Raw genomic sequence first — 22923 nt, 5'->3', positions numbered from 1 at the left:
TTAAATTTGGGGAACGGCTTAAAGCCTTCGGCGACTTCTTCCTAGGTGGAGGCTGACCGCCTCCACCTAGGAAGAAGTGGTGTTGACACAGTTCGATTTACAGTCTCTTTATCCGGAGTTACATGTGGATAACTGCATGACCGTAGCTCCATGTCTGGTCATAGAACTCATCGATTAGGATTTATCCATATCAGTAATAGTGGTAGGTAAATCCGTAATTTATATACATTTTAGTTTCCTAAAAGGCGTCACCTTTGTAACACAAACAGATATGATGAAAAAAAGATTCCACGATTGTTAGTTTTTGAATAATAAGATTAAAGCGATGCTTAGCGGAAGATCCAGGTCTCTTTTTACGGCTTCCCTCAGGATCTTCATTGACTTGACCATATGTTTTTTTACTGCATTTCGTGATATGTCAAGTATTTCTGCAACCTCGTCATAGCTTTTGTGCTGTTGACGGCAGAGCATAAAAACTGCTCTGCTTTGAGGGCTAATCTCGGATATCACCTGATTGAGATAGGCTAAATACTCCTTTGAGACAAGGTCGTCTTCAGGAGTATGTTGTTCCTGATAATTATTTAGAACGTAAGCCATAGCAGTTGCATTTGTTGATGCGCGTTTGAGTACGTTTAAAGTATGATTTTTTGAAATGCTAAATAGATAGGATTTGAAAGATTTAACATCTGCCAGGACCAGCCTGTTTTCCCAAACTTTAATGAAAACTTCCTGGCGCAAATCATCGGCAAGCTCTGCAGATTTAACGAAGCTAAGTATAAAGCGATAAACTAAAGACGCATGGCGACGATAGAGTTCGGCGAAAGCTCTGTCGCTTCCATTGGCACACTTGATCATTAAATCATGCTCTTCAGCCGGCATTTAAGTTTGTTTTTATAAAATTATGACAAAAAGTGAAGGATTCAGTCGGATATATAATCAAGTATAGCGATTATTTCAGAATAGATTTGGCTGAATGATAAAATTACTATTCTAAATATATATATAATTAAAAAATATTTACTCCTCATGGTACCCTAAATTGATTTTCACTTGTCCTCTGTTGTATTAGCCCTATGTATATTGGATAATTATAAGAATCTAATAACCAAAGCCGCAATAAAGTTAAGTGGACTGCCCGAATAATACCTATAAATATAAAATCAAAACACATCTGGATGGAATATAAGAAATTTAAAGTCGAGCTTCTTCGCAGATTTGTTGACAACAAGGCTAATGAAACTGAGCTGGACGGATTACATCGCCTTATGGGAAAAGGTGATATGGATGACGAACTTTCCATTGTCATGGCCGAGGTATGGGAACGGGAACTTCATTCTGAGCACATCCTCAGACAAAAAATCAGAAAACTGCATGCTAACAAATGGCGTTGGATAGCGGCTGCGGCGGTTCTCGTGATGATAGGAACCTATTTTATAATACCATATTCTTCTAACCAGGAAAGTATCAGCCCTAGTGAGGAATTTAGCAAATCAACTGTAATACTTCCGGGTAAAAATACAGCAGTAATTACTATGGCAAATGGAAAATCCATTCAGTTGAGCAGTGATGAGTCTGGAATTGTGATAGGAAACAATGGCCTGAATTACAATGACGGTAGTAAGGTAGCAGATAAAATTGACCATTCAGCAGGATCAGTGGCATCTATCAGTACACCAAGGGGAGGGACGTATCAGGTTACTTTATCAGATGGCAGTAAGGTGCAATTGAATGCTGCGAGTTCCATAACATTCAGCACTAATTATGATGGATTGCCGGAACGTACCATACAGCTTAATGGCGAAGCATATTTCGAGGTTGCAAAAAGAATCAACCAACCTTTTATCGTCATCACCAAAAATCAGAGTGTTAGGGTGCTGGGCACACACTTCAATATCAGTGCATATGCAAATGATCATTATAGCCTGACCACTTTGATCGAGGGATCGATAAAAATAAATGATAAACTATTAAGGCCAAATGAACAGGCGCAGCAGTCTGATGGACATATAACGATCAGGCAAGTTAATGCTGAAGATGCTGTAGATTGGAAAAATGGCGAATTCAATGCCAGAAATGAGTCTTTGGAGAACCTGATGAAAAAGGTGTCGAGATGGTACAATGTCGATGTTTATTATGAAAACAGCGCGCTGAAAGAAAAGACCTTTAGCGGTTCGCTGTCACGCTACGCTAAAGTAGATGATTTATTGAATGCTTTAAAGTTTTATGGTATAAACACCAGATTAGACAAAAGACAAATATATATAACCAATTAATTTCACATCTAAACTAACGCTATGACTAAAATTATACCCTAAATGATGTGAGGGGACTTAAACAAAGCCGGAAAGTGGTTGCACACAATCCGGCAGAAGTTTGAGCCGCCTGTTCCCTGGGTGAGACCCACAGGAACAAAATATAGACTAACGATCCATCAACTCAAACCGACCACTAAAGTATGAATATTTTTACTTTTTATGCTGGTATGCCATTTTCATGGCTACCCAAAAAAATCCTGTTAATGATGAAGCTAACCACTTTCATATTAATGTTGTCTCTGGCCCAGGTTACTGCCGCCAGTTTTGGCCAGAATATTACTTATAGCAAGAAAGGCTCAAACCTGGCCGAAGTATTTTCACAAATCGAAAAACAGACGGGTTACCACGTATTTTATTCTGATGAAGGCATTAACGTACGTCAGAATATTAATGTCGATTTTAAAAATGCCAGTTTAAAATCAGTTCTGGACAAGGTTCTTGGAGATCAATCTCTTGAATACCGTATTGATCAGAAGAATATTCTTGTGAAAAACAAACCCGTATCCATATCAACCGGCAGTACGAAATTCCGCGAGATTGATGTTCGGGGCCGTATTATGGATGAGTCAAACAGGCCCCTCCCTGGAGCAACGGTCATCGCCCGCAGTATCGATGGTGCATTTTTAAAAACCATTACCACGCCGGACGGCAGGTTTTTCCTGAGGGGTGTGGATGATAAGTCTTTAGTTGTCATTTCTTATATAGGATACAAGGGGCAAAGTATGACTGCTGCTGCCGAACTTGGGGATATTATACTTCTTCCGGATGCGGAAAATCTTTCTGAATTGAAAGTTACGGTGAATAACGGTTATCAGACATTATCTAAAGAGAGAAGTGCAGGTTCATTTTCAAAACCGGATATGACCATTATCGAGAACCGTACCGGAAGTATGAATATTCTCCAACGTTTGGATGGTTTAATTCCCGGATTAACAGTCAATAATTCGCCAAGCGCCAGACAAAATCCTTTTCTGATCAGGGGAGCAACTACAGTTGGTCTGCTCGATGATTTTGGACAGTCTTATGGTACCAACAGGAATCCCTTATTTGTTGTAGATGGTATCCCACTAAATGACGTATCCAGCATCAATCCGCAGGATGTTGCCGATATTACCGTTTTGAAAGATGCTACCGCTGCATCGATCTGGGGAGCGAGAGCCGCCAACGGCGTGATCGTAATCACTACAAAAAGAGGTGTCAAAAGTGAAAAACTGACGATCAATTATGATGCTTTTATAAACCTGCAGGGCAGACCAGATTTAAATAATCAACCGACATTAAACAGTGCCCAGTTTATTCAGGCTGCCAGGGACATGTTTGATCCTGTGATCAATCCATGGTCAAGGGTATCTACATATACTGCCGGCTCATCAGGCGTTCCTCCCCATGAGAGAATCCTTTATGATCAAAGCCGGGGGCTGATTTCAGCTACACAGGCCAACTCAAGACTGGATAGTTTATCCCGTTTGGATAACAGGCAGCAGATTTCAGACTTATGGTACCGGAATGCGGTACTGATGAACCACACACTTTCACTTTCTGGTGGTGGTAACAGATATTCTTTTTACGGTTCCGGAGCATATACCAATGCGATGAGCAACAGACCTGGAGAAAAGAACAAGACTTATAAAATCAACCTGAGACAAGATTTTATCATTAATAAATTTATCCAGGCTAACCTGATCTCTGATTTGACCTACAATATTACCGGCACTTCGGGAAATTTTGATTTAGGCGGGAGCAATGCCAATAGAAATATTGACATAGATAATGGGTTCTATCCATATCAGATGTTTAGAGATGCCGCTGGTAATAATCTTTCTATGCCTTACATGGGATATTTAACGGATGAATCGAGAGCCAATTTTCAGAATATAAGCCGCATTAACCTTGATTATAATCCATTGGATGAAATGAACTATGGATCTACAGAGAATAAAAACTTTTTAAGCAGGAATGTTCTGGGCTTGAATGTCAATATTATCAAGGGACTGAAATTTCAGGGTACCTATGGTTTTGTACGGGGATCAGGAAGAACAGCAACCTATGATGATGCCCGAAGTTATATGGTCCGCAGTGAACTGGTACAGTTTACCCAGGCATCTGCCGCTCCTGGTCTTCTGCCAACTTATTATCTGCCAAGCACAGGTGGACGGTATTCTCTTGATAACACGAATCAGCAAAGCTGGACTATCAGAAATCAATTGAATTATGACAACTCATGGAAGGATGGCCTGCATCAGTTGAATGTCCTGGTTGGTCAGGAAGCACAGGAGCAAACACAAATGTCAAATGGCAACTTGCTGCGTGGATATAATCCTGATCTGTTAACTTTTGGCTCTATCAATTTTCCCTTGTTGACAGGTGCAACAGGTGTAGTCAATACGATCATGCCTAATGAATTTGGAAGGAGCTTGCTTTATCGTGATGATTCTTTCATGCAAACAGATCTGGTCACACGCCTTTCATCATATTATGGAAATGTGGCTTACACGTATGACAGAAAGTATAGTATCAACTCTAGTCTGCGGACTGATAAGAGTAACTTATTTGGCCTGGACAGATCTGCACAAAATCGGCCGGTATGGAGTTTAGGCGGTAAATGGATCATGAGTGAAGAATCTTTCCTCAAGCCGGTTGGATGGCTGTCACTGCTCGCGTTGCGTGCTACCTATGGTCTGACCGGAAATGCTCCGGCACCGGGTACAGCTGCTTCACAGGACATTCTTAACGCACAAAATTCGCCATTTTTACGGGGCGGTTCTGGGTTGCAGATTGCCACAGCCGCCAACCGTAGTCTCACCTGGGAAAGTACTAAAACTACAAACTTAGGTGTCGATTTCGCCCTCCTGAACAGCAGAATTAGTGGCTCAGTGGATTTATACGCTAAGAAAACAACTGATCTGCTGGGAAACCTGCCAACCAATTCTTTAACGGGGTATACTTCAATCATAGGAAATATAGGTGACCTGCAGAACAAAGGAATAGAGTTGAGTCTGAACACGGTAAATATTGCTGGTCAAAATTTCCGCTGGACTACTATGGTCAATATGGCGTATAATAAAAATGAGATTACCAGTCTGAATGTCAGCAGTCCCATTACTTCGGCAGCAGGTCGGATTAACCAGCAGTATGTAGCAGGTTACCCTGCATTTGCTGTATTTGCATATGAATACGCAGGACTGGATAATCTGGGTGATCCACAGATCAGACTAGCAGATGGCACGGTTACCAAGTCGCCTAACGTAGCGCTGGTAGATGATGCAAGATATGCCGGTACCTATCAGCCTGTTTGGAGCGGTGGTGTTACCAACGTATTCTCCTACAAACAATTTACACTGAGTGTAAATGCAGTCCTGAATCTGGGTAATGTAATGCGCAGGGATGTAAATAACATTTATACCGGTCGTTTAAGCCATAATACGCTGGATTTCACTGGCGGCAATTTGAACAGCGAATTTGCTTCGAGATGGAAACAGCCGGGAGATGAGGCCAGAACATCGATTCCATCCTTTGTGTCAAATACTTCATTGAGCAGTTCAAGAAGGGATGCATCCTACTATACGCTGTCAGACATCAATGTTCTGGATGCTTCCTTTATCAAAATGAGAGATATTACGCTGGCCTATAGCCTGCCAGGTTCTGTGATTAAAAAATTGGGTGTAAACCAGGTGACCATTCGTACCCAATTGTCGAATATGATGTTATGGAAAGCCAATGATTATGATATAGACCCGGAATTTCAAAATGCATTTAGTGGGGTCAGAACTCCTTTAATTAATCAGGGAACAATATCATTCGGACTGAATGTTAGATTTTAAATTATTAGATATGAAAAATATGCGTAATTATATAGGGGTGGCGGCAGTAATTTTGCTTTCGACCTTCCTTTTTTCATGTAAGAAGTCGTTTTTAGAAGTCAATCCTAAGGGACGACTTATAGCAAGCTCTGTAGACGACTATTCCGGATTATTGAATAGTCTTGATTTATTGAATTTAGGCAGCTCTTCCGCTCATGTTGTGATGGGAGATGATGCAGCGGCAGTAGAGCCCTATTTTAGTGGCACAGGACTGAAAGTCCAGCGTCTTTTCAGATGGGATGCATTAATCTATCAACAGGATGAAGATGCGGACGAAATCGGACCTTATCTGCAGAATATTTATGTTTTTAATAAAATCATTAATGAAACACTGGCTGCAACTGGTGGAACTGAGGAACAGAAGCTAAGTGTAATTGCTGAGGCGCGTGCCTCACGGGCATGGAGCTATTTTATGCTGATCAACTTCTTCGGGAAACCGTATAATACTACTACCGCTGCTGCAGACCCGGGTTTTCCAATTGTAAGAGAAGCCGATGTTACAGTAACAAGCTTTACCCGTGCAAGTGTACAGGAAGTTTATGATTTCATTATCAGCGATCTGCAGGCTGCAATTCCAAATCTTCCGGCAACTACCACGCACCGTTTAAGGATGTCAAGAGCCGCCGCTGAAGGTTTATTGGGTAAAGTATACGTTTTTATGGGCAACTTTAATGCTGCGTTGCCCTTGTTAAACTCAAGTTTGACAGATATTAATGGATCTACGGTGCCTGTAGCACTGTATAATTACAATCTCACGTTTGCTGCAGGCGGTGCATTTATGCCAATAAGCATTTTTGGTCCTACGTACCCGACCCCTCCGAACAATCAGGAAATTTTATTTGCCAAGCAGGCACCTAACGTAGCCTCTGATTTTTTTGCAGCTGGCGAACTGGTTCTCTCTCCAGGTGCTGCCAGTCTGTACAACCCGGCTGATTTAAGGTTGAATTTTTTTGCAAGCAATCCTTTCGGTGGCCCAACATATCCGGCGGGACTTCTGAAGCGCAACGCACCAGGAAGTTTGCTGATGGGTGTTCTTTTAACTGATATATATTTGCTGCGTGCAGAGTGTAAAGCCCGTTTGAATGACCTTCCAGGTGCAGTTAGCGACTTACAAATGATCAGAACCAGGAGATTGCCACAGGCCGAAGCGGCAGTTCCTTCCAATGTTGCAGGCCAGCAGCTACCTTTGCTAAGGTTCATCATTGACGAACGTACGCGCGAGTACTCGTTGACAGGATTCAGGTGGTTTGACATGAGAAGACTGTCGGTAGATCCGTTATTTAGCAGCACAACTTATACCCATACCTTGTTTTCAGAGACCGGTACCGTTACATCTACCTTCACGCTAAGCGCAGATCGTTACGTGCTTCGTCTGCCAACTAAGATACTAAGAGAAAATCCTGGAATGCAGGATAATCCATAATCAATTACATCAAATCATTTTTTTTAAAAAAAATATGTTAAAATCATTATTCACTGCAGTTATCGGCATGGTTGCCCTTGCTGCAAATGCCCAGAATGGTTTTACCCTGCAGGGTAAAATAAACCGGACAAACGATGGTAAAAAAGTAATGCTGGGATATCTCTTTAAGGGGAAAATGATCCGGGATTCTGCAATCGTTAAAGACGGAGCATTTCAATTGAAAGGTATAGTAGTTGATCCTGTGAAAGCCATGATTTCCCTAGAGGAACCAGTATTGTCTGCTGAGGCCGCACAAGCCAGAATGATGGGCAACGGTGACGGACAGGAGTTTTTTTTGGAGAACACGACATTGAGAATTGAAGGTCCTTCCATGACAGCTGCCACAATATCAGGTGGAAAAGCACAGGCAGACTATTTAAAGCTGAATGACATGTTAAAACCATTGAAGGATGAAATGAAGCCGCTCTCTGCGAAGATGATGGAAGCCTATAAAGCCAAAAAAGCAGGCGAGGTCAATGCGTTGATACCTAAACTTTCTGCAATACGTGGAAAGTTTACAAAAATAGAGGAGGAGTTTATCCTTCAAAATCCCGATTCTGATGTGTCCCTTGATCTGGTGAATGACCGTGCCGTGGTTATCAGTGAAGAAATTCTAGGCCCGATGTTCAGTGGATTAAGTTCACGTATACAATCTACGGTAAGAGGTAAGTATATAGAGAGCAGACTTGCCACAGCGAGAAAAATCGGCATCGGTAAACCAGCTGTGAATTTCGTTCAGAATGACCAGAATGGCAAAGCAGTATCATTAGCCTCTCTGAGAGGAAAATATGTTCTGATTGATTTCTGGGCAAGCTGGTGTGGACCATGCAGACAGGAAAACCCTAATGTTGTACGCACTTACAATAAATTCAGGGATAAAAACTTTGAGATTCTGGGTGTATCATTAGACACAAGGAAAGATGCCTGGCTAAAAGCTATAGCAACAGATGGTTTACCCTGGATCCAGGTCTCAGATCTTAAAGGTTGGGGCAATGAGGTCGCGGCATTGTATGATATCAGAGCGGTACCGCAGAATTTCCTGATTGGTCCGGATGGTAAAATCTTAGCCAAAGACCTCAGGGGAGAAGATCTTCAAAAAAGATTAACAGAAATAATTCACTAAACACACAAAGAGATCTACCATGAAAAAAGGAATATTTTTATCGATTGCTCTTTTGATCTCATACCTCTGCCATGCGCAGGGGTATAAGGTTAAAATCAAGCTTAACAATCCGCAAAATTATAAACTCAAGATGGCTTACTTTCCCAACGACAAGCTGGTCTTAGATTCCAGTGCTGTTTTGGAAGATGGCTGGATGGTTTTTAAAGGAAAAGTTGATGAACCTATAGTTGCAAATATTTTTATGCCGGGTAATCAGGCATTAGCCATACATGTAAAAGGCGGTGTTATTCCGGGTCCGTATCTAAACTTTGTCCTCAGTAATGATGTAATCGAGGTTACAGGCGATGCCAACACGATATATGCAGCTAAAATTAAAGGAGGTAAAGCAAATAACGAGTGGGCTACGATTAAAGATCAGGAAATGGCCCTTGAAGGCAAGAGCTGGGCAGCTACTAAAGCTTCTTACAGTAATCAAAAGGATACTGCCCTTTCTGCAGCTGCCGGCCGTATATACCAGGAGAAGACAGTTAAACGTAATCAGCTTCAAAAACAATTTATTGCCGATAATCCTACCTCCCTGGTGAGTTTGTATTTCCTTTCCGGAATGATCAATGACCTGTCATTCGAAGAAATGAAAGCTACTTATGACCAACTCGGGAATGATTACAAAAATGTATCCTATGGTAAAGACCTGGGGATAAAATTGCAGAACCTGCAGAAAACGGCCGTAGGCCAGACTGCGATTGCAATCAATAAAAAAGACATCAATGGTAAGCCGGTCACTTTGGAAACGCTGAGAGGCAAGTACGTTCTTCTCGATTTCTGGGGAAGCTGGTGCGGACCCTGCAGGGCAAGCCATCCGCACTTAAAGGAGATGTATAGTAAGTACAAAGATCAGGGTTTTGAAATTCTGGGTATTGCAGAGGAACACGGTAAGACACTGGAAGAGAACAAAAGATACTGGCAGAAAGCCATTACCGATGATGGACTGACCTGGTTGCAGGTATTGAATAATGAAGACCAGAATGTTTTCGACGCAGTAAGTGCATACGGAATCAGCGCATTTCCTACAAAGCTCCTGCTGGATAAAGAAGGTAAAATAATTGCCCGGTACGTGGGTGATGCAAAAGAGATTGATGCTACTCTAAAAAATATATTTAAAAACTAAATCTATTAAAATGAAGAAATTACTAATTATTGCACTGGTACTGCTTTCAGGCGGGCTACATGCGCAAGATGGTATACAGTTTTATCAGGGCACCTGGAAAGAGACGCTCGCTAAGGCAAAGGCCGAAAAGAAGCTAATCTTTATCGACATTTATACTACCTGGTGCGGCCCCTGTAAAATGATGGCAAAAGATATTTTTCCACTAAAATCTGTAGGTGAAAAATTTAATAAGAATTTTATCAACTATAAAATAGATGCAGAAAAAGGGGAGGGAGTTACAATTGCCAAAACGTATAAAGTAAATGCTTATCCAACCTATCTGTTTGTCAATGGTGATGGGGTACTGCAATATACAACGCTGGGCGCTATGCCAGAGCCGCAGTTCCTCAAAGAAGCAGAAAATGCAATGATTGAGTTTGGTGATCCCAAACCGCTACCTGTCTGGCAGAAAGAATATCCGGCAAAAAAAGGGGATAAGGAATTTTTGATGGCATATATGAAGAAGCGTGCTAAATTACGCTTGCCGATGGATTCACTGATGGACCAGTATGCTGCGCTCAGCACTAAAGAAGAATTATTATCAAAAGAAACTTTAACCTTTATGCTGCAGCAGCAGGGAGCCACGGTAGATGGGCCGTTCTTTTCTTTCCTTAGAGAAAATAAGGCCGAAGCAACTCAGGTTCTTGGCCAGCCAGAATCTGCCGTAAATGGCATGTTATCGAGTTATGCAGCCGGAGACATGAAGCGTGCCGTAGCAAATAAAGATGTAAAACTGCTTGAAAAAATCATTGCTGCGCGCCGCTCCCTTTCTTCTGGGCCGGCTTCAGCTCCGGATGCAGATGAAATGAGGGCAAGATATTATGCGCAAACACATAATGAAAAGAAACTCATTCCAGCACTTAAAGAATATAGTAAATCGCTGCTGGCTTATGACAAAAACCTCATTAAGAAAGAAGATGAACAATATCTAAAGCAGTTTGATGAAATGGTAGCTGCCGGCCAGATGAAAGAAGCTACACCTGATCAGTTAGAACAGGCAAGAAAATACTACAGTTCTATCTCTTCCACTAACTATGGTTACCGTCTGCGTGATATGTCAACGATAGCATACAGGGGCGTAAATGATAAGGACATGCTCAATCAGGCACTGCAGTGGATGGCCCTGGCCGGAGGATTTACAGACAACTTCACTATTGCAGAAGTGAATGCAGGACTGCTCCATAAGGTTGGAAGAACAGCTGAAGCTATCCAAAGCCAAAAGAAAGCAATGCAGGTATATGAAGCAATGAATGCAAAAATGAATCTGGTAAACGAAGTGATTACCGCAAGGCTACAAAACAACCTGCAGAAGATGATGGATAATAAACCTACCTGGATAGAAACTAATACTGCTGTAGTAGCAGCGAAATAAATTAAAACACGATAAAAATGAAGTTAAAATTACTGCTGGCATCAGCAACTTCTGCGCTTGTTCTCCAGGCATCAGCGCAGCAGGTTAAATTTACGGAGTATGACCTTGCCAATGGCCTGCATGTCATACTTCATCAGGATAAGACAGCGCCTGTTGTGGCAGTGTCGGTCATGTACCACGTCGGTTCCAAAGACGAGATACCGGGACGCACAGGTTTTGCACATTTTTTTGAGCACCTGCTGTTTGAAGGCAGCGACAATATGAAACGCGGAGATTTCATGAAAATCGTTAGTGATAATGGCGGACGCAACAATGCCAACACCTCACAGGACAGGACTTTTTATTACGAGACCTTTCCATCCAATCAGCTTGAATTAGGGCTCTGGCTGGAGAGCGAACGGATGCTGCACCCTAAAATAGAAGAAGCAGGCGTGAGAACCCAAAACGAAGTTGTAAAAGAAGAAAAGCGGATGCGGGTTGATAACCAGCCATATGGAAAATATATTGATGTGATCTCCAGGCATCTGTTTCAGGGACATCCTTATCGCTGGCAGCCGATCGGCTCAATGGCAGATCTGGATGCAGCAAAGCTGCAGGAGTTTCAGGCTTTCTTTAAAAAGAATTATGTGCCTGCCAATGCAGTACTCAGTATTGCCGGTGATATCAGTATTGAAAACACAAAAGCTTTGGTAGAGAAATATTTTGCTGAAGTGCCCAAAGGAAATCCGGTTACTAAAGCAGAATATGTACTGAAGCCTATTACAAAGGAAATTGTGGATACAGCATACGATGCAAATATTCAGATACCTGCAATTATGACAGCATACCGCGCACCGGGAATGAGAAGCCGCGATGCGAAGGCCTTGAATATGCTGAGTACTTTGCTCTCAGGCAGCGGCAGTTCGCGGTTAAGTACAAAAATGGTAGATGATAAAAAGACGGCAATACAGGTGAGTGCATTTAATCTTACAATGGAAGACTATGGTATCTATATCGCCTTAGCACTTCCGGGTAACAATACTCCTCTCAATAATCTTCTGGCTGATATTGATGCTGAGGTCTTAAAAGTACAGAATGAACTGATCAGTGAAAAGGAATTTACCAAGTTGCAAAATCAGTTTGAAAATGCAGCTGTCAGTGCAAACAGCACGATGATTGGTTTAGCTGAAAACCTTGCCGACGGATATACTTTTCATGCCAAAAACACTAATGCCATCAATGAAGAGCTGAAGGAAATCAAATCTATCACCCGTGAGGAAATCCGTGCTGCAGCCCGTAAATATTTAAATAAAGAAAGCCGCGTGGTATTGTATTACCTGCCTAAGAAATAATTATGAATAAATTATATATCATTGCGTTGACCGGATTGTTGGTACAGTCTGTCAGCGCACAAAAACTAGACAGGAGCAAGCTTCCCAAACCTGGTCCTGCTCCTGCAGTGGCATTTTCAGATCCTGTATCTTTTAAACTACCAAACGGGATTACAGTATTTGTTGTGGAAAACCACAAACTGCCGAAAGTTACTGCAAGTTTTATTATTGATGCCGGTCCGAGAACCGAAGGTGCAAAAGCCGGTGTGCTGGATATCATGGGAAGTATGTTAGGCGAAGGAACGGCTACGCAGACGAAAGTTCAGTTTGATGAGGCTGTCGATCAGATTGGTGCCAATGTAAGGGTGAGTTCATCTGGTGGTTCCGCTACAGCGTTAACCCGTTATTTTGAACCTGCATTTTTATTAATGGCTGATGCCTTGCGCAACCCGGAATTCCCTCAGGCTTCTTTTGAGAAACTTAAGTCGCAAGCCCTTACCGGGATAAAATCAAATGCCCGGAATCCATCAGCAATTTCCAAGCGAATTGTACCGGCACTCTCCTACGGTGTGTCACATCCAATGGGAGAATTTGCAACAGAAAAAACTGTCACATCAATTACGTTAGACGATGTGAAAATGGCTTACCAAAATAATATTACTCCATCCAGAGGGTTTATCACATTTGTTGGCGATATTAAGCCTGATGCCGCAAAGGTCCTGACTATGAAAGCCTTCGGAAACTGGAAAGGAACCCAGTTGACACTGCCTAAGCTGGCCTTAGTAAGTAAGCCATCTAAAACAGAAATTGATGTTGTGGACATGCCCAATGCAGTACAATCAGAAATCACCGTAACAAACTTAGTGGATCTGCCATTGAGCAGTCCTGATTATCATGCCGTTTTGCTTGCCAATCAAATTCTCGGAGGAGGGGCTGATGCTAAATTATTCAGAAACCTGCGTGAAAAACATGGCTTCACTTATGGTGCTTATTCATCGACAGGATCAGGCCGTTTTCAGGCTGCATTTACTGCCAATGCTGCTGTGCGCAATGAGAAAGTAGACAGTGCAGTAGTTGAATTTCTCCATGAGATTAAAATAATGCGTACAGAAAAAGTCTCTGAGCAGTTGTTACAAAGTGCTAAAAACTTATACAACGGTAGTTTTGCCCTTGGCCTTGAAGATCCTGCGCGTACTGCCGGATTTGCCCGCAATATCGTTTTGAACAATTTACCGAAGGATTTTTACCTTAATTATCTGAAGAAGATTAACGCTGTTACTGCGGAGGATGTACTAAGGGTTAGCCAAAAGTATTTTGGTCTTGATGACACCCGGATTATTATCGTAGGTAAAAAAGATGTTTATCTCACCGGGTTGAGCAAACTGGGTTATCAGGTAAACCTGTTTGATACGTATGCAGTACCTGTTAACACAAAATAATAATTAAATGATGGGACTGCCTGAGGAAATGGATTTGAGTATCCTTAAAAGGTAGCAGGAAGAATTTATCACTGGCGGATGCTGTGATGGGTAATAATAGTTAATAATCAGTGTTCTGTCGTAAGACAGAACACTTTTTTTAAAACTATCGTTACAGCAGCCTCAACATTTGAGAAGTTCAAAACAGCCTGTGGCGGGCGCATAACTTTAATGTTAATGCCCGATACTACCTGTTAAAACTGCTTTAAACGGTAGCAGCATATTCAGCTGCGGCGGTTTAATTCTGTCTTTGCAGGTGTTTCCATGGTTATCGCTGTTGATATCGTTATTAGCGATTTACTCTTTTAAGCACCAGTGTGGAGGTAAGTACCACAGCAATTGATGGTGGCATATGTAAGGAAAGACGGGTACGGACTTTCTTTAAAGTAGTATAGAGAAGTGTATTTATGGTCTCAGCAGGCATGCCCATAATAGCCCCGATCTCCATTCCATTCAACCCCTGATGTTTGCTCATTTGATAGATCCGGCGCTCCTGAATAGGCAAGTTTTCTACTGCCTTGCTGACTATCACCCGTAAATGCTCCGTAGTGGTTCCAGGCTTATTTAACAAAGCATGCCACTGCTCCTGGCTAGGCACCTGCTCCCTGTTCAGCTTATTCAAAAATTCTAGCGCATCATTCTGACAGCAGGTCATCAAATGTTCCCGCAAATCGCTCTTATTTGTAAATTCCTTTCTTTGAAGCCATACTTTTACGAATGCATCCTGAACGATATGCTGCGTCAGCGGCAGCGATTTTGTCAATCCCAGGATAGCTTGTCCAAGCGGGCTGAAATATAGATTGAAGAGTTTTAGAAAGGCCAGTTGATCCCCGCTGATAATCAATTCCAGAAGTTCATCTTCACTATCATGTGGCCTGATTTGCATATTTTGATTTAATAACTTTGCTGATGAAGTAAAGGTACTGCTGGTCTGCTGCATGCATAGTATATGGATTACTGTTTGTTATACCAATATTCCTTATTGGAGCTGTGCACTATACCAGCGTAATTGCAAACACCCGATGATCGTCGCTATCGGTAGATTCATCCCGACATGAAATTTTCAGTTATAGGAAATAAAATTGAACTGTCTTGAACTGAATTTATATATAAAGACTGCTGCTTACCGTTTTTTCTAATTCCGTATATGGAAGATGTAGGTGATAGCGTTTATTTAATATATTAGCATAATGCAAAAGGTATTATTTGATGAAAAGTTGATCTTGGCAAAAATAGCCGCTGAAGATCATCATGCCTTTAGCATTCTATTTAAATTCTACAATAAAAAGGTCTATGGATATGCCTTATCCATCCTTCATTCGGAAACTGCAGCGGAAGAAATCGTTCAGGATGTATTCATTAAACTTTGGTTAAAACGCGAAGGCTTACCGTATAACAGAAAATAATAGTGTGCCCGATGTTCTTTTAGAACAAAAGGATTTATCTCAGTACTTAAATCTGCTGCTTTTAGAGCTTCCGGAAAACTATAAAATGGTTTTAACATTATATCATTTGGAAGACCCCAAGAAGTACAATACGTCCATCCGCATAGAGCAATGTTCGACCAGTTTGCGGTCAGAAGTTATATTCTCCAGGTAACCAGTAAGCAGTAGCTTGAAAAACACTACCGGATCAATTGATGGGTTGCCTGTTTTACCATAAAGTTCTTTAGTATCCTTATATAAAAAGCTTAAATCAAGCGTTTCGCGCAGTTTGCGGTACAGGTTTTCCTTGGGAACCCGGCTTGATAGCTGGAAGCTGGTGAACAGCTTTTCGGTATAGTCCTTTCTGCCTTGCATGCCTTTAATTTACGCATTTCAGCAATTTTATAAAAGCAAAAATGCAGATTTATTTGAGTTGTGCAACAGCCACCGTCCTTATTTAATAAGCTTCATTGATGTCAGACCTAGAAATATTAAATTTTCCAAAAGTCGCCTAGTTTGATCCTGCCTGAACTTTGCTTTTTACCAAGATTCTCATAAACCCATTCCATTAATCAAATGAAATATTCAGTTTTTGATAATGAGTAAATGATAAAATCTAACAATAGTAAAGATATGGTATCAGCCAGGTTTTTCTCTTCGCCGAAACTAGCGAAAAGAAATACAAAAAGGAGTAAAGTAGGGGGGATGTTCAAATGTCAATACTAGTTTTTTATGAAGGCATAATTACCTATCATACGAAGCTTTTTGCGGCATTTCCCATATGGGAAGTGCTGCCAATATTAAATTGCCACATGGGAAGGACATTATTTGTTACATTTTGAAATGCCTGTGTTACCAAAAACCTATCATATCTGTCGCGGATGCGTATTTTTCAGATCTTCAATAAACTTTCCTATACTCGCAGCAACCGTTAAATCACTGAGGAATTGGTTTGTACCCAGTAATATCTCGGGTACTAACCGGAATCGAACACATCGATTCCGGTTTTTTTACGCCTTTTTCCCACTTAAAAGTTCTTTAAGGTGTGTTCAAAGTATTCCTGATAAACATCAATTTCTCAAACAATATAATCGGGCTATCTTTGAACCAAGATGTTGTATAATTAATTGATCCCAATCGGCATAACAAGAAATCACTATATAAGGAACGTTAATCTCTATATTAGATATAACTTTCCATGCCTAACTACTTTGCTTATTTATTATAAACTCATTATCAAAAACTAAAAATTCTATTTGAATAGTGGAATGAGTTCTTGATAATGGACGCATTATATTATTTCAGGTGATCAAACGGGGAGAAGGGGGGATTTGTAATATTTCTTTTTTGTCATGATCAATTAAGGAGGAAATAATGATAATCTTAAAATCATTTAGTTTTAGAACGCTTTTATTAATACCTCTGTATAGCTTCAATTGAAGTGCTTATCACTTGGATAAATTTTAATTAGTTGTTACAACTAAACTTTTAGCTGATATTTGGATAATAACAGATTATAGATGGATATAAAGGATTTAACCAAAGTTGAGAATCAGCTGATGCAGGTGCTTTGGAAATTAGACAAGGCTTTCGTTAAGGAAATTATTAAGGAACTACCTGACCCTAAGCCTGCATATAGTACAGTTTCGACCATTATTAGAATTTTAGAAAACAAGGGCGTGATTGGTTATGAGGCCTTTGGTAAAACACATCGTTATTTTCCGCTCATTACAAGGGAAGAATATATGCGCCATGAAGCAGATAAGTTTCTGGGCAATTACTTTTCAAATTCTGTACAGGATATGTTTTCGTTTTTCGTTCGTGAGAAGAAAATTGATCTAAAAGATGCAGAACAATTGCTAAAAATGATTGACAAAATTAAGGACTAATTACATGGGAACTCAGCTTTACTTTTTCTGGTCGAGCATTTCGCTGACAATATTTTACATTTTTTATCTTGTGATGCTCAGACGCGAAACGTTTTTTTTGCTTAATAGGATTTACCTGTTATCTGCACTTTGTCTGTCGATGGTGCTTCCATTGCTTGATCTTTCCTTCTTAATTGCACTTCAAAAAGTGGAATTGATGGTTTCGACATTATCGGTAATTGGTGGTGGAAAGCTAGCAATTGTATCTGATAGAGAATTTAACTGGCTATCTATCATATACTGGACTGGGGTAATGTTTACTGCGATGTTGTTATTGTTTAAACTTTTTGGGGTACAAAAGCAAATAAAATTAACAGAAAAGGGCAGCGCCTTCTCTTTTTGGAGAACAAAAGTGATCGACCAGGAGCTAGCCGACTTTGTGGCGATTGATGCGCATGAAAATGTACATGTAAAACAGTTTCATACATTAGATATACTACTGATCGAAGTAGTTGGTGTGTTTTTTTGGTTCAACCCGGTGATCTATGGTTATCGTAGCAGTTTGAAATTTATCCACGAATACCTGGCTGATGAACATGCAGCAAACTTCGCAGAAAGCAAAAAACAATATGCATTGGTGCTGTTTTTGCAGAATTTTAAAGCTGGGCCAGCCTTGATGAATACCTTTTACAATCCTTCATTATTGGAGGCAAGGATCAAGATGCTGCAACGCAAAAAATCTAATACTTATCATTTATGGAAATATTTATTGTATATGCCATTGATTGTTTTGATGACGTTGATGTGCTCATTCAGTGCTTTAGATTTTAATAGAGATGGTATAAACAAAATTGATCAAGCAGCAAGTTTTCCTGGTGGATCTGAAGCTTTCAGCCAATATTTGATTAAAAATACGAGGCAAATGTCCAATAAAAATGGAACTGTGAATGTGAGTTTCATTGTAGAATCCAATGGAGAAGTCACCAATGAAAAAGTTGAGAAGGGTTTAGATGAGTCAAGCAACAAAGAAGCATTAAGGGTAATCAATTTAAGTCCAAAATGGAAACCAGCTTTGCAAAATGGTATACAGGTACGTTCAGCTTATCAAATTTCTATAAATTATAAATCTGATAATCAGACGAATAAATAATATAGTTAATAACTTAGCTGTAACGTCTAATTAATTAGTTGTTTGACTAATTTATTAGTTATATGTTTGGGTAATTTAAATTATCTAACGTTATGCTGACTTCCATTCTTAAATCCACTCGATTTTATAACTGTTTAGGTTTTCTATTGCTTTTCAGTACGATGCTTGTTGATGCTCAAGAAAAACCTAGCAAAATTACTGGTGAAGTCGTGGATGAAAATAGCACAATACTTCCATTTGTACAGGTGACTTTGAAAAGTAGTCGAGATTCTAGCATTGTTAAGACTGTCCTTGCAAATGATAAAGGGCAGTTCGAATTCGAAATTTCTGCGGCAGGTAAATATTTGATTGAGGTGAAAATGATGGGGTTTAAACCAGTATTCCGAAATCAAATATATTTTCAAACTTCAAATCAAACTTTAAATTTAGGTACGATAAGGATGGCATCTTCTAGTAGCATGCTAGCTGGTGTTACAATTGAAGGCAAAAAACCTTTTATTGAACGGCGCGCTGATAAAATTGTAATAAATCTGAATGACCTGATGGGTCAAGGAGCATCTATTAATGAAGTGTTGGATAAATTGCCAGGTGTAAAAGTCGATCAGGAGGGTCGAATTACATTAAATGGACAAGGGGTGCAGATTTATATTAACGGTAAATCAACACCCCTTTCAGTTGATGCCATTTCAGGCATGATGAAGGGGATGTCTGCAAGCAGCGTGGAAAAAATTGAATTAATCGCTCATCCTTCAGCAAAATATGATGCAGCTGGAGGGGCTGGGATTATCAATCTTCTCAAAAAGAGAAATTTTGATGAGGGTGTGAGTGGGAATGTCTTTGGGGGTGTAGGAAAGGGCAAATATGCAAAGTACAATGGTGGTTTGACATTAAACTACAAGACAAAAGGCATTAACATATTATTTAATCCAAATTACAATCACAATGAAACCGTTATTAAATCAAATATCTTTTCAAAGATTACAAATGAACAAAATGGAACCATTTCTAACCGAAATACGGACATAAATACAATGCTGAACGACCATACATTTAATCCTACGTTGGGAGTTGATTTTAATTTGACCGACAAAACGATTTTGTCACTGTCAAGTACTACTGAATTTCAACACGTTAAAAAATCAGCAACCTCCGTCACCTACACTGGTTCAGGCGAAGAAGTCAATATTAAAGATAACGAATTCTTAAACGCAATTAAAACCAGCAAAAACAATACAACCGCAGGAATGCACCTGCAACATCAAATGGATACAATGGGCAGGGAAATTACATTTGATTTCGACTACTTTAACTTTAGAACAACGAACGGCGAAAACTACTCGATTCAAAATTATTTTCCTACACCTGAGCTAACAAATAGTTTTTTAGATCAAAGCCAAAAGTTTAATGTTTATTCGGCAAAATCTGATTTGACTTTACCCCTAAGAAATAAAAATCAACTGGAATTTGGATGGAAATCAGGTTATACTGTATCTAAGAACTCTAACGACTTTATTAATACTACAAATAACTTAGACGGATTAAATCCATCACAAAGGAATCGCTTCCGTTATCAGGAAAATATCAATGCACTTTATGGAATCTATTCTCAAACTGGAGCTAAACTATCCTATAATATTGGATTGAGAGCAGAAAACACATTGGGTGAAGGTCTTCAAATAGATACCGGCATAACTATTCGAAAAAGTTATGTACAGTTATTTCCTTCGATTTTTATTGACTACAAATTCAATAAAGATCATGGATTAAATTTTATATCGAAGAAATTTGTTACTAGACCAACTTACGAAAACCTGAATCCGCTCGTACGTTTAATTAACTCCGACAATTATATACAAGGTAACCCTGATTTAGATGCATCAAATGGCTATAGCGTCTCTGCAACACATTTATTTAAGAATATGTTGTTTACTACCCTTGAATATAACAGGGTTACAAATGCCATTACTTATTTCACAGTCCCATATAATGACACAAATATTTTGACTACACGCCCGTTCAACAATAAACACACACAATTTTTTAGCCTTTTAGTGTCATTGAATAAACAGCTGATAAAATGGTGGTATACCAGCACCTACATCAATACCAGTAAAAGAATTTCAAAGGACATATTTAACGGTACAGAGATTGAGAATAACGGAATTTTAAATTTTACAGCGAGTAGTTTTAATAGCTTCAAATTAACAAAAGATCTTGATTTCATGTTTATTTACAATTTGGTTGGTAAATCTCAAAACCAGAATGTATTCAATGATGCAAACAGTTATGTGACAGCTGGACTTGTTCAAAACCTTTTAGCTAAAAAAGCCAGTATAACGCTCTCTGTAACAGATGTGTTTAACACTTATCGAAATGCATATACACAAAATTCTGTAAATGTAAATCAAAGGTATTTCACTAATTATGAGACCAGAATCTCGAGAATTAGATTTTCTTACAACTTTGGCGGAAATATAAAGAAAACTAAAGCAAGTACAAGTGCAGACGATCAGAGGGATCGATCAGAAAATAAGCGGAATTCTGGAATTACTTTTTAATCAAACCAAAATTTGCCATGATATACAATAAATATTCTTATAGCATAGTGCTCTTAATCATATCCTTATTAATAGCCGGATGTAGTATTAATCGGTATAAAAATAACCTTAAGGTGGGCAAATGGATTGAAACTCATGATATAGAAGGCATCACCTACAAAAGGGTTGAATTTTATAAACGAGGTAAAGAAAAGGGTACTTGGAAGGTATATGCTGGTAAGACATTGGAGAGAAAAGAGAAATATAAAAGAGATACTTGTTATACTACAATTTATTATCCAAACGGGACCTTAAGCTCAAAAGGAAAATCTATCATACGAAAAGAAGATGACGATTCACTTCACTGGTTTTATACAGGGGATTGGAAGTACTTTAATAAAGCAGGAAAACTTGAATTTACAAGAAATTATGTCAATGGCATGGAAACAATGGAAATAGAAGTTAAAAAGTGATATAATAATCATCAGAATTTCACAGTAGATAAAATAGATAACTCTATCCTTGTATTCAATAATAAAGCTGTGAATGGGTCAGATCAGCCAGGACCGTCTTTTTAAACGAGGGAATAGTGGTATCTAGTTAATCTGTTGACTGAAAAATCAATAGCAATCCCGTACATTTAAAATCTCTGAAAAACCGATAAGTATATAGCAAGGAAACATAATGGAAGAACTATTTACATCCAAAGAAATTAGTGCTATTTTGATGGAGGCGACTAATCCCGTTTATCAACTTGATTATTTGTGGCATCCCACCTTTAGCAAACTTCAAATTTACAGCATATCAAAAAAAGGCTTGATCTTTATTCACGGGAACAAGGATACCGGAATGAAACATTTTGAAGAGCGACATAGCATAACTTCAAGAAAACTTTATGAGAAAGAGGACGGGAAGTTCGATAATCCAACAAAATTTATTTTAGCACCTATTGAATATGCAAAGGTTGCTGATATAATCTACACACCTTCTAATTTAGTTGTGGAAAAAAATAATAGACCTGAACTTTTTGATGTCTATGATGGAGATTACCATAAAGAAGGAAAAACTTATAGATACAGACTTATAGTCTACAAGTATACAGGAATTGTTCATACCTTTTTCTTAACAAACCGTAAGTTCTTCACCAAAAAAGAACAGCTCCCACTTCGTCAGGGATGGTTGTCCAGCAAGTACAATATCATGACTTGTGTTTCTGAATATCGTTTTAATTATAGTAACATATCCGATGAAATTAAATTCAAGGTTTTATTAATATCGAATCCATTTCGTAAAGAGGAACTTTGGGGTTTAGAAGTTTATAAAGACAATGAGCCTTTTTTTACACATATCATTAAAAAAGACCCTATAAGTTTGCAGCATGATACAGCTATAAGGATGATGCAACTTGATTTTCAGGACGTGTCTTTCATTGAGATAATAATTAAGGAGATTATTAAAAATAAATATGACTTTCAAGATGGCTACGGGAGTTATTGGTTTTATGAATATGAATAAATATCTATAATTTAACAAGCAACAATAAACGACACTTTCTAATATAACGGTGGTTTCTGCAATGGTGCTAAAGTTTAATAATATAACAAAAGAATTCCGGCAGAGAAGTAAGGTTAAAATTATTTTTGTGATAATGTCAAGTTTTTGGTTCAAACCAAGACCGGTCAAGGTAATTTAAAGAAAAAAAATACTTGATATTTCCTTAGAGAGACTGTAAAGTGAACTGTGTCAACTCTAAAAAGTTAGAGTTAAAATAAGTAATTTAGTGATACTTAGGACACGATGAAAAATAAAGAACCATT

17 protein-coding genes are annotated in these 22923 nt (G+C 39.2%); 14 read left to right on the top strand and 3 right to left on the bottom strand.

The window, feature by feature from the left end; genetic code table 11:
- Positions 1-297: 297 nt before the first annotated feature.
- A complete protein-coding gene (locus FN831_RS27215; protein ID WP_142531368.1) occupies positions 298-879 on the bottom strand; it encodes an RNA polymerase sigma factor in 582 nt (193 codons plus the stop codon).
- Between the two features lie 296 nt (positions 880-1175).
- On the opposite strand from FN831_RS27215, the gene FN831_RS27210 reads away from it, so the two are divergent.
- The 8 genes from FN831_RS27210 to FN831_RS27175 all read left to right on the top strand — a co-directional run bounded on the left by FN831_RS27210 (position 1176) and on the right by FN831_RS27175 (position 14088).
- Positions 1176-2273: a FecR family protein gene (locus FN831_RS27210; RefSeq protein WP_142531367.1), complete on the top strand. Its 1098-nt coding sequence runs from the start codon at positions 1176-1178 to the stop codon at positions 2271-2273.
- Between the two features lie 245 nt (positions 2274-2518).
- The gene (locus FN831_RS27205; RefSeq protein WP_185960630.1) at positions 2519-6136 is read left to right on the top strand and encodes a SusC/RagA family TonB-linked outer membrane protein; all 3618 of its coding nucleotides are present in this window, start codon (positions 2519-2521) and stop codon (positions 6134-6136) included.
- Between the two features lie 10 nt (positions 6137-6146).
- Positions 6147-7598, top strand: a complete 1452-nt coding sequence (locus FN831_RS27200; protein WP_185960629.1) for a RagB/SusD family nutrient uptake outer membrane protein — start codon at positions 6147-6149, stop codon at positions 7596-7598.
- Positions 7599-7632: 34 nt separating this feature from the next.
- Positions 7633-8760, top strand: coding sequence for a TlpA disulfide reductase family protein (locus FN831_RS27195; protein ID WP_142531364.1), 1128 nt, complete (start codon positions 7633-7635; stop codon positions 8758-8760).
- Positions 8761-8779: 19 nt separating this feature from the next.
- Complete coding sequence (locus tag FN831_RS27190; protein WP_142531363.1) at positions 8780-9928, top strand: TlpA disulfide reductase family protein; 1149 nt, start codon at positions 8780-8782, stop codon at positions 9926-9928.
- A 10-nt stretch (positions 9929-9938) separates the two neighbouring features.
- The gene (locus FN831_RS27185) at positions 9939-11339 is read left to right on the top strand and encodes a thioredoxin family protein (protein ID WP_142531362.1); all 1401 of its coding nucleotides are present in this window, start codon (positions 9939-9941) and stop codon (positions 11337-11339) included.
- A 17-nt stretch (positions 11340-11356) separates the two neighbouring features.
- On the top strand, positions 11357-12670 hold the full coding sequence (locus FN831_RS27180) for a M16 family metallopeptidase (RefSeq protein WP_142531361.1): 1314 nt from the start codon (positions 11357-11359) through the stop codon (positions 12668-12670).
- Positions 12671-12672: 2 nt separating this feature from the next.
- Positions 12673-14088, top strand: a complete 1416-nt coding sequence (locus tag FN831_RS27175; protein WP_142531360.1) for a M16 family metallopeptidase — start codon at positions 12673-12675, stop codon at positions 14086-14088.
- A gap of 328 nt (positions 14089-14416) precedes the next feature.
- Here the strand turns inward: FN831_RS27175 and FN831_RS27170 are convergent, their stop codons facing one another.
- Positions 14417-15013, bottom strand: a complete 597-nt coding sequence (locus FN831_RS27170) for an RNA polymerase sigma factor (protein ID WP_185960628.1) — start codon at positions 15011-15013, stop codon at positions 14417-14419.
- 304 nt (positions 15014-15317) lie between these two features.
- On the opposite strand from FN831_RS27170, the gene FN831_RS27165 reads away from it, so the two are divergent.
- Complete coding sequence (locus FN831_RS27165) at positions 15318-15533, top strand: RNA polymerase sigma factor (RefSeq protein WP_142531358.1); 216 nt, start codon at positions 15318-15320, stop codon at positions 15531-15533.
- Positions 15534-15635: 102 nt separating this feature from the next.
- Here the strand turns inward: FN831_RS27165 and FN831_RS27160 are convergent, their stop codons facing one another.
- Complete coding sequence (locus FN831_RS27160; protein ID WP_221931424.1) at positions 15636-15926, bottom strand: transposase; 291 nt, start codon at positions 15924-15926, stop codon at positions 15636-15638.
- A 1145-nt stretch (positions 15927-17071) separates the two neighbouring features.
- Between FN831_RS27160 and FN831_RS27155 the strand changes: the two genes are divergently transcribed.
- From FN831_RS27155 to FN831_RS27135, 5 genes are all read left to right on the top strand, one after another.
- Positions 17072-17440, top strand: coding sequence for a BlaI/MecI/CopY family transcriptional regulator (locus FN831_RS27155; protein ID WP_142531357.1), 369 nt, complete (start codon positions 17072-17074; stop codon positions 17438-17440).
- Positions 17441-17444: 4 nt separating this feature from the next.
- On the top strand, positions 17445-18569 hold the full coding sequence (locus FN831_RS27150) for an energy transducer TonB (RefSeq protein WP_142531356.1): 1125 nt from the start codon (positions 17445-17447) through the stop codon (positions 18567-18569).
- Between the two features lie 92 nt (positions 18570-18661).
- The gene (locus FN831_RS27145; protein ID WP_142531355.1) at positions 18662-21127 is read left to right on the top strand and encodes an outer membrane beta-barrel family protein; all 2466 of its coding nucleotides are present in this window, start codon (positions 18662-18664) and stop codon (positions 21125-21127) included.
- 17 nt (positions 21128-21144) lie between these two features.
- The gene (locus FN831_RS27140) at positions 21145-21579 is read left to right on the top strand and encodes a hypothetical protein (RefSeq protein ID WP_142531354.1); all 435 of its coding nucleotides are present in this window, start codon (positions 21145-21147) and stop codon (positions 21577-21579) included.
- A 211-nt stretch (positions 21580-21790) separates the two neighbouring features.
- Positions 21791-22621, top strand: coding sequence for a hypothetical protein (locus tag FN831_RS27135; RefSeq protein ID WP_142531353.1), 831 nt, complete (start codon positions 21791-21793; stop codon positions 22619-22621).
- Positions 22622-22923 lie beyond the last annotated feature (302 nt).

Origin of the sequence: Pedobacter westerhofensis (genome assembly GCF_900182595.1) — a bacterium.
GTDB classification, from domain to species: domain Bacteria; phylum Bacteroidota; class Bacteroidia; order Sphingobacteriales; family Sphingobacteriaceae; genus Pedobacter; species Pedobacter westerhofensis.
This window is presented reverse-complemented; position numbering and strand designations above follow the sequence as displayed.

Coding starts and splice junctions, on each gene's coding strand:
- FN831_RS27215 (WP_142531368.1), bottom strand. CDS start 879: ATGCCGGCTGAAGAGCATGATTTAATGATCAAGTGTGCCAATGGAAGC.
- FN831_RS27210 (WP_142531367.1), top strand. CDS start 1,176: ATGGAATATAAGAAATTTAAAGTCGAGCTTCTTCGCAGATTTGTTGAC.
- FN831_RS27205 (WP_185960630.1), top strand. CDS start 2,519: ATGATGAAGCTAACCACTTTCATATTAATGTTGTCTCTGGCCCAGGTT.
- FN831_RS27200 (WP_185960629.1), top strand. CDS start 6,147: ATGAAAAATATGCGTAATTATATAGGGGTGGCGGCAGTAATTTTGCTT.
- FN831_RS27195 (WP_142531364.1), top strand. CDS start 7,633: ATGTTAAAATCATTATTCACTGCAGTTATCGGCATGGTTGCCCTTGCT.
- FN831_RS27190 (WP_142531363.1), top strand. CDS start 8,780: ATGAAAAAAGGAATATTTTTATCGATTGCTCTTTTGATCTCATACCTC.
- FN831_RS27185 (WP_142531362.1), top strand. CDS start 9,939: ATGAAGAAATTACTAATTATTGCACTGGTACTGCTTTCAGGCGGGCTA.
- FN831_RS27180 (WP_142531361.1), top strand. CDS start 11,357: ATGAAGTTAAAATTACTGCTGGCATCAGCAACTTCTGCGCTTGTTCTC.
- FN831_RS27175 (WP_142531360.1), top strand. CDS start 12,673: ATGAATAAATTATATATCATTGCGTTGACCGGATTGTTGGTACAGTCT.
- FN831_RS27170 (WP_185960628.1), bottom strand. CDS start 15,013: ATGCAAATCAGGCCACATGATAGTGAAGATGAACTTCTGGAATTGATT.
- FN831_RS27165 (WP_142531358.1), top strand. CDS start 15,318: ATGCAAAAGGTATTATTTGATGAAAAGTTGATCTTGGCAAAAATAGCC.
- FN831_RS27160 (WP_221931424.1), bottom strand. CDS start 15,926: ATGCAAGGCAGAAAGGACTATACCGAAAAGCTGTTCACCAGCTTCCAG.
- FN831_RS27155 (WP_142531357.1), top strand. CDS start 17,072: ATGGATATAAAGGATTTAACCAAAGTTGAGAATCAGCTGATGCAGGTG.
- FN831_RS27150 (WP_142531356.1), top strand. CDS start 17,445: ATGGGAACTCAGCTTTACTTTTTCTGGTCGAGCATTTCGCTGACAATA.
- FN831_RS27145 (WP_142531355.1), top strand. CDS start 18,662: ATGCTGACTTCCATTCTTAAATCCACTCGATTTTATAACTGTTTAGGT.
- FN831_RS27140 (WP_142531354.1), top strand. CDS start 21,145: ATGATATACAATAAATATTCTTATAGCATAGTGCTCTTAATCATATCC.
- FN831_RS27135 (WP_142531353.1), top strand. CDS start 21,791: ATGGAAGAACTATTTACATCCAAAGAAATTAGTGCTATTTTGATGGAG.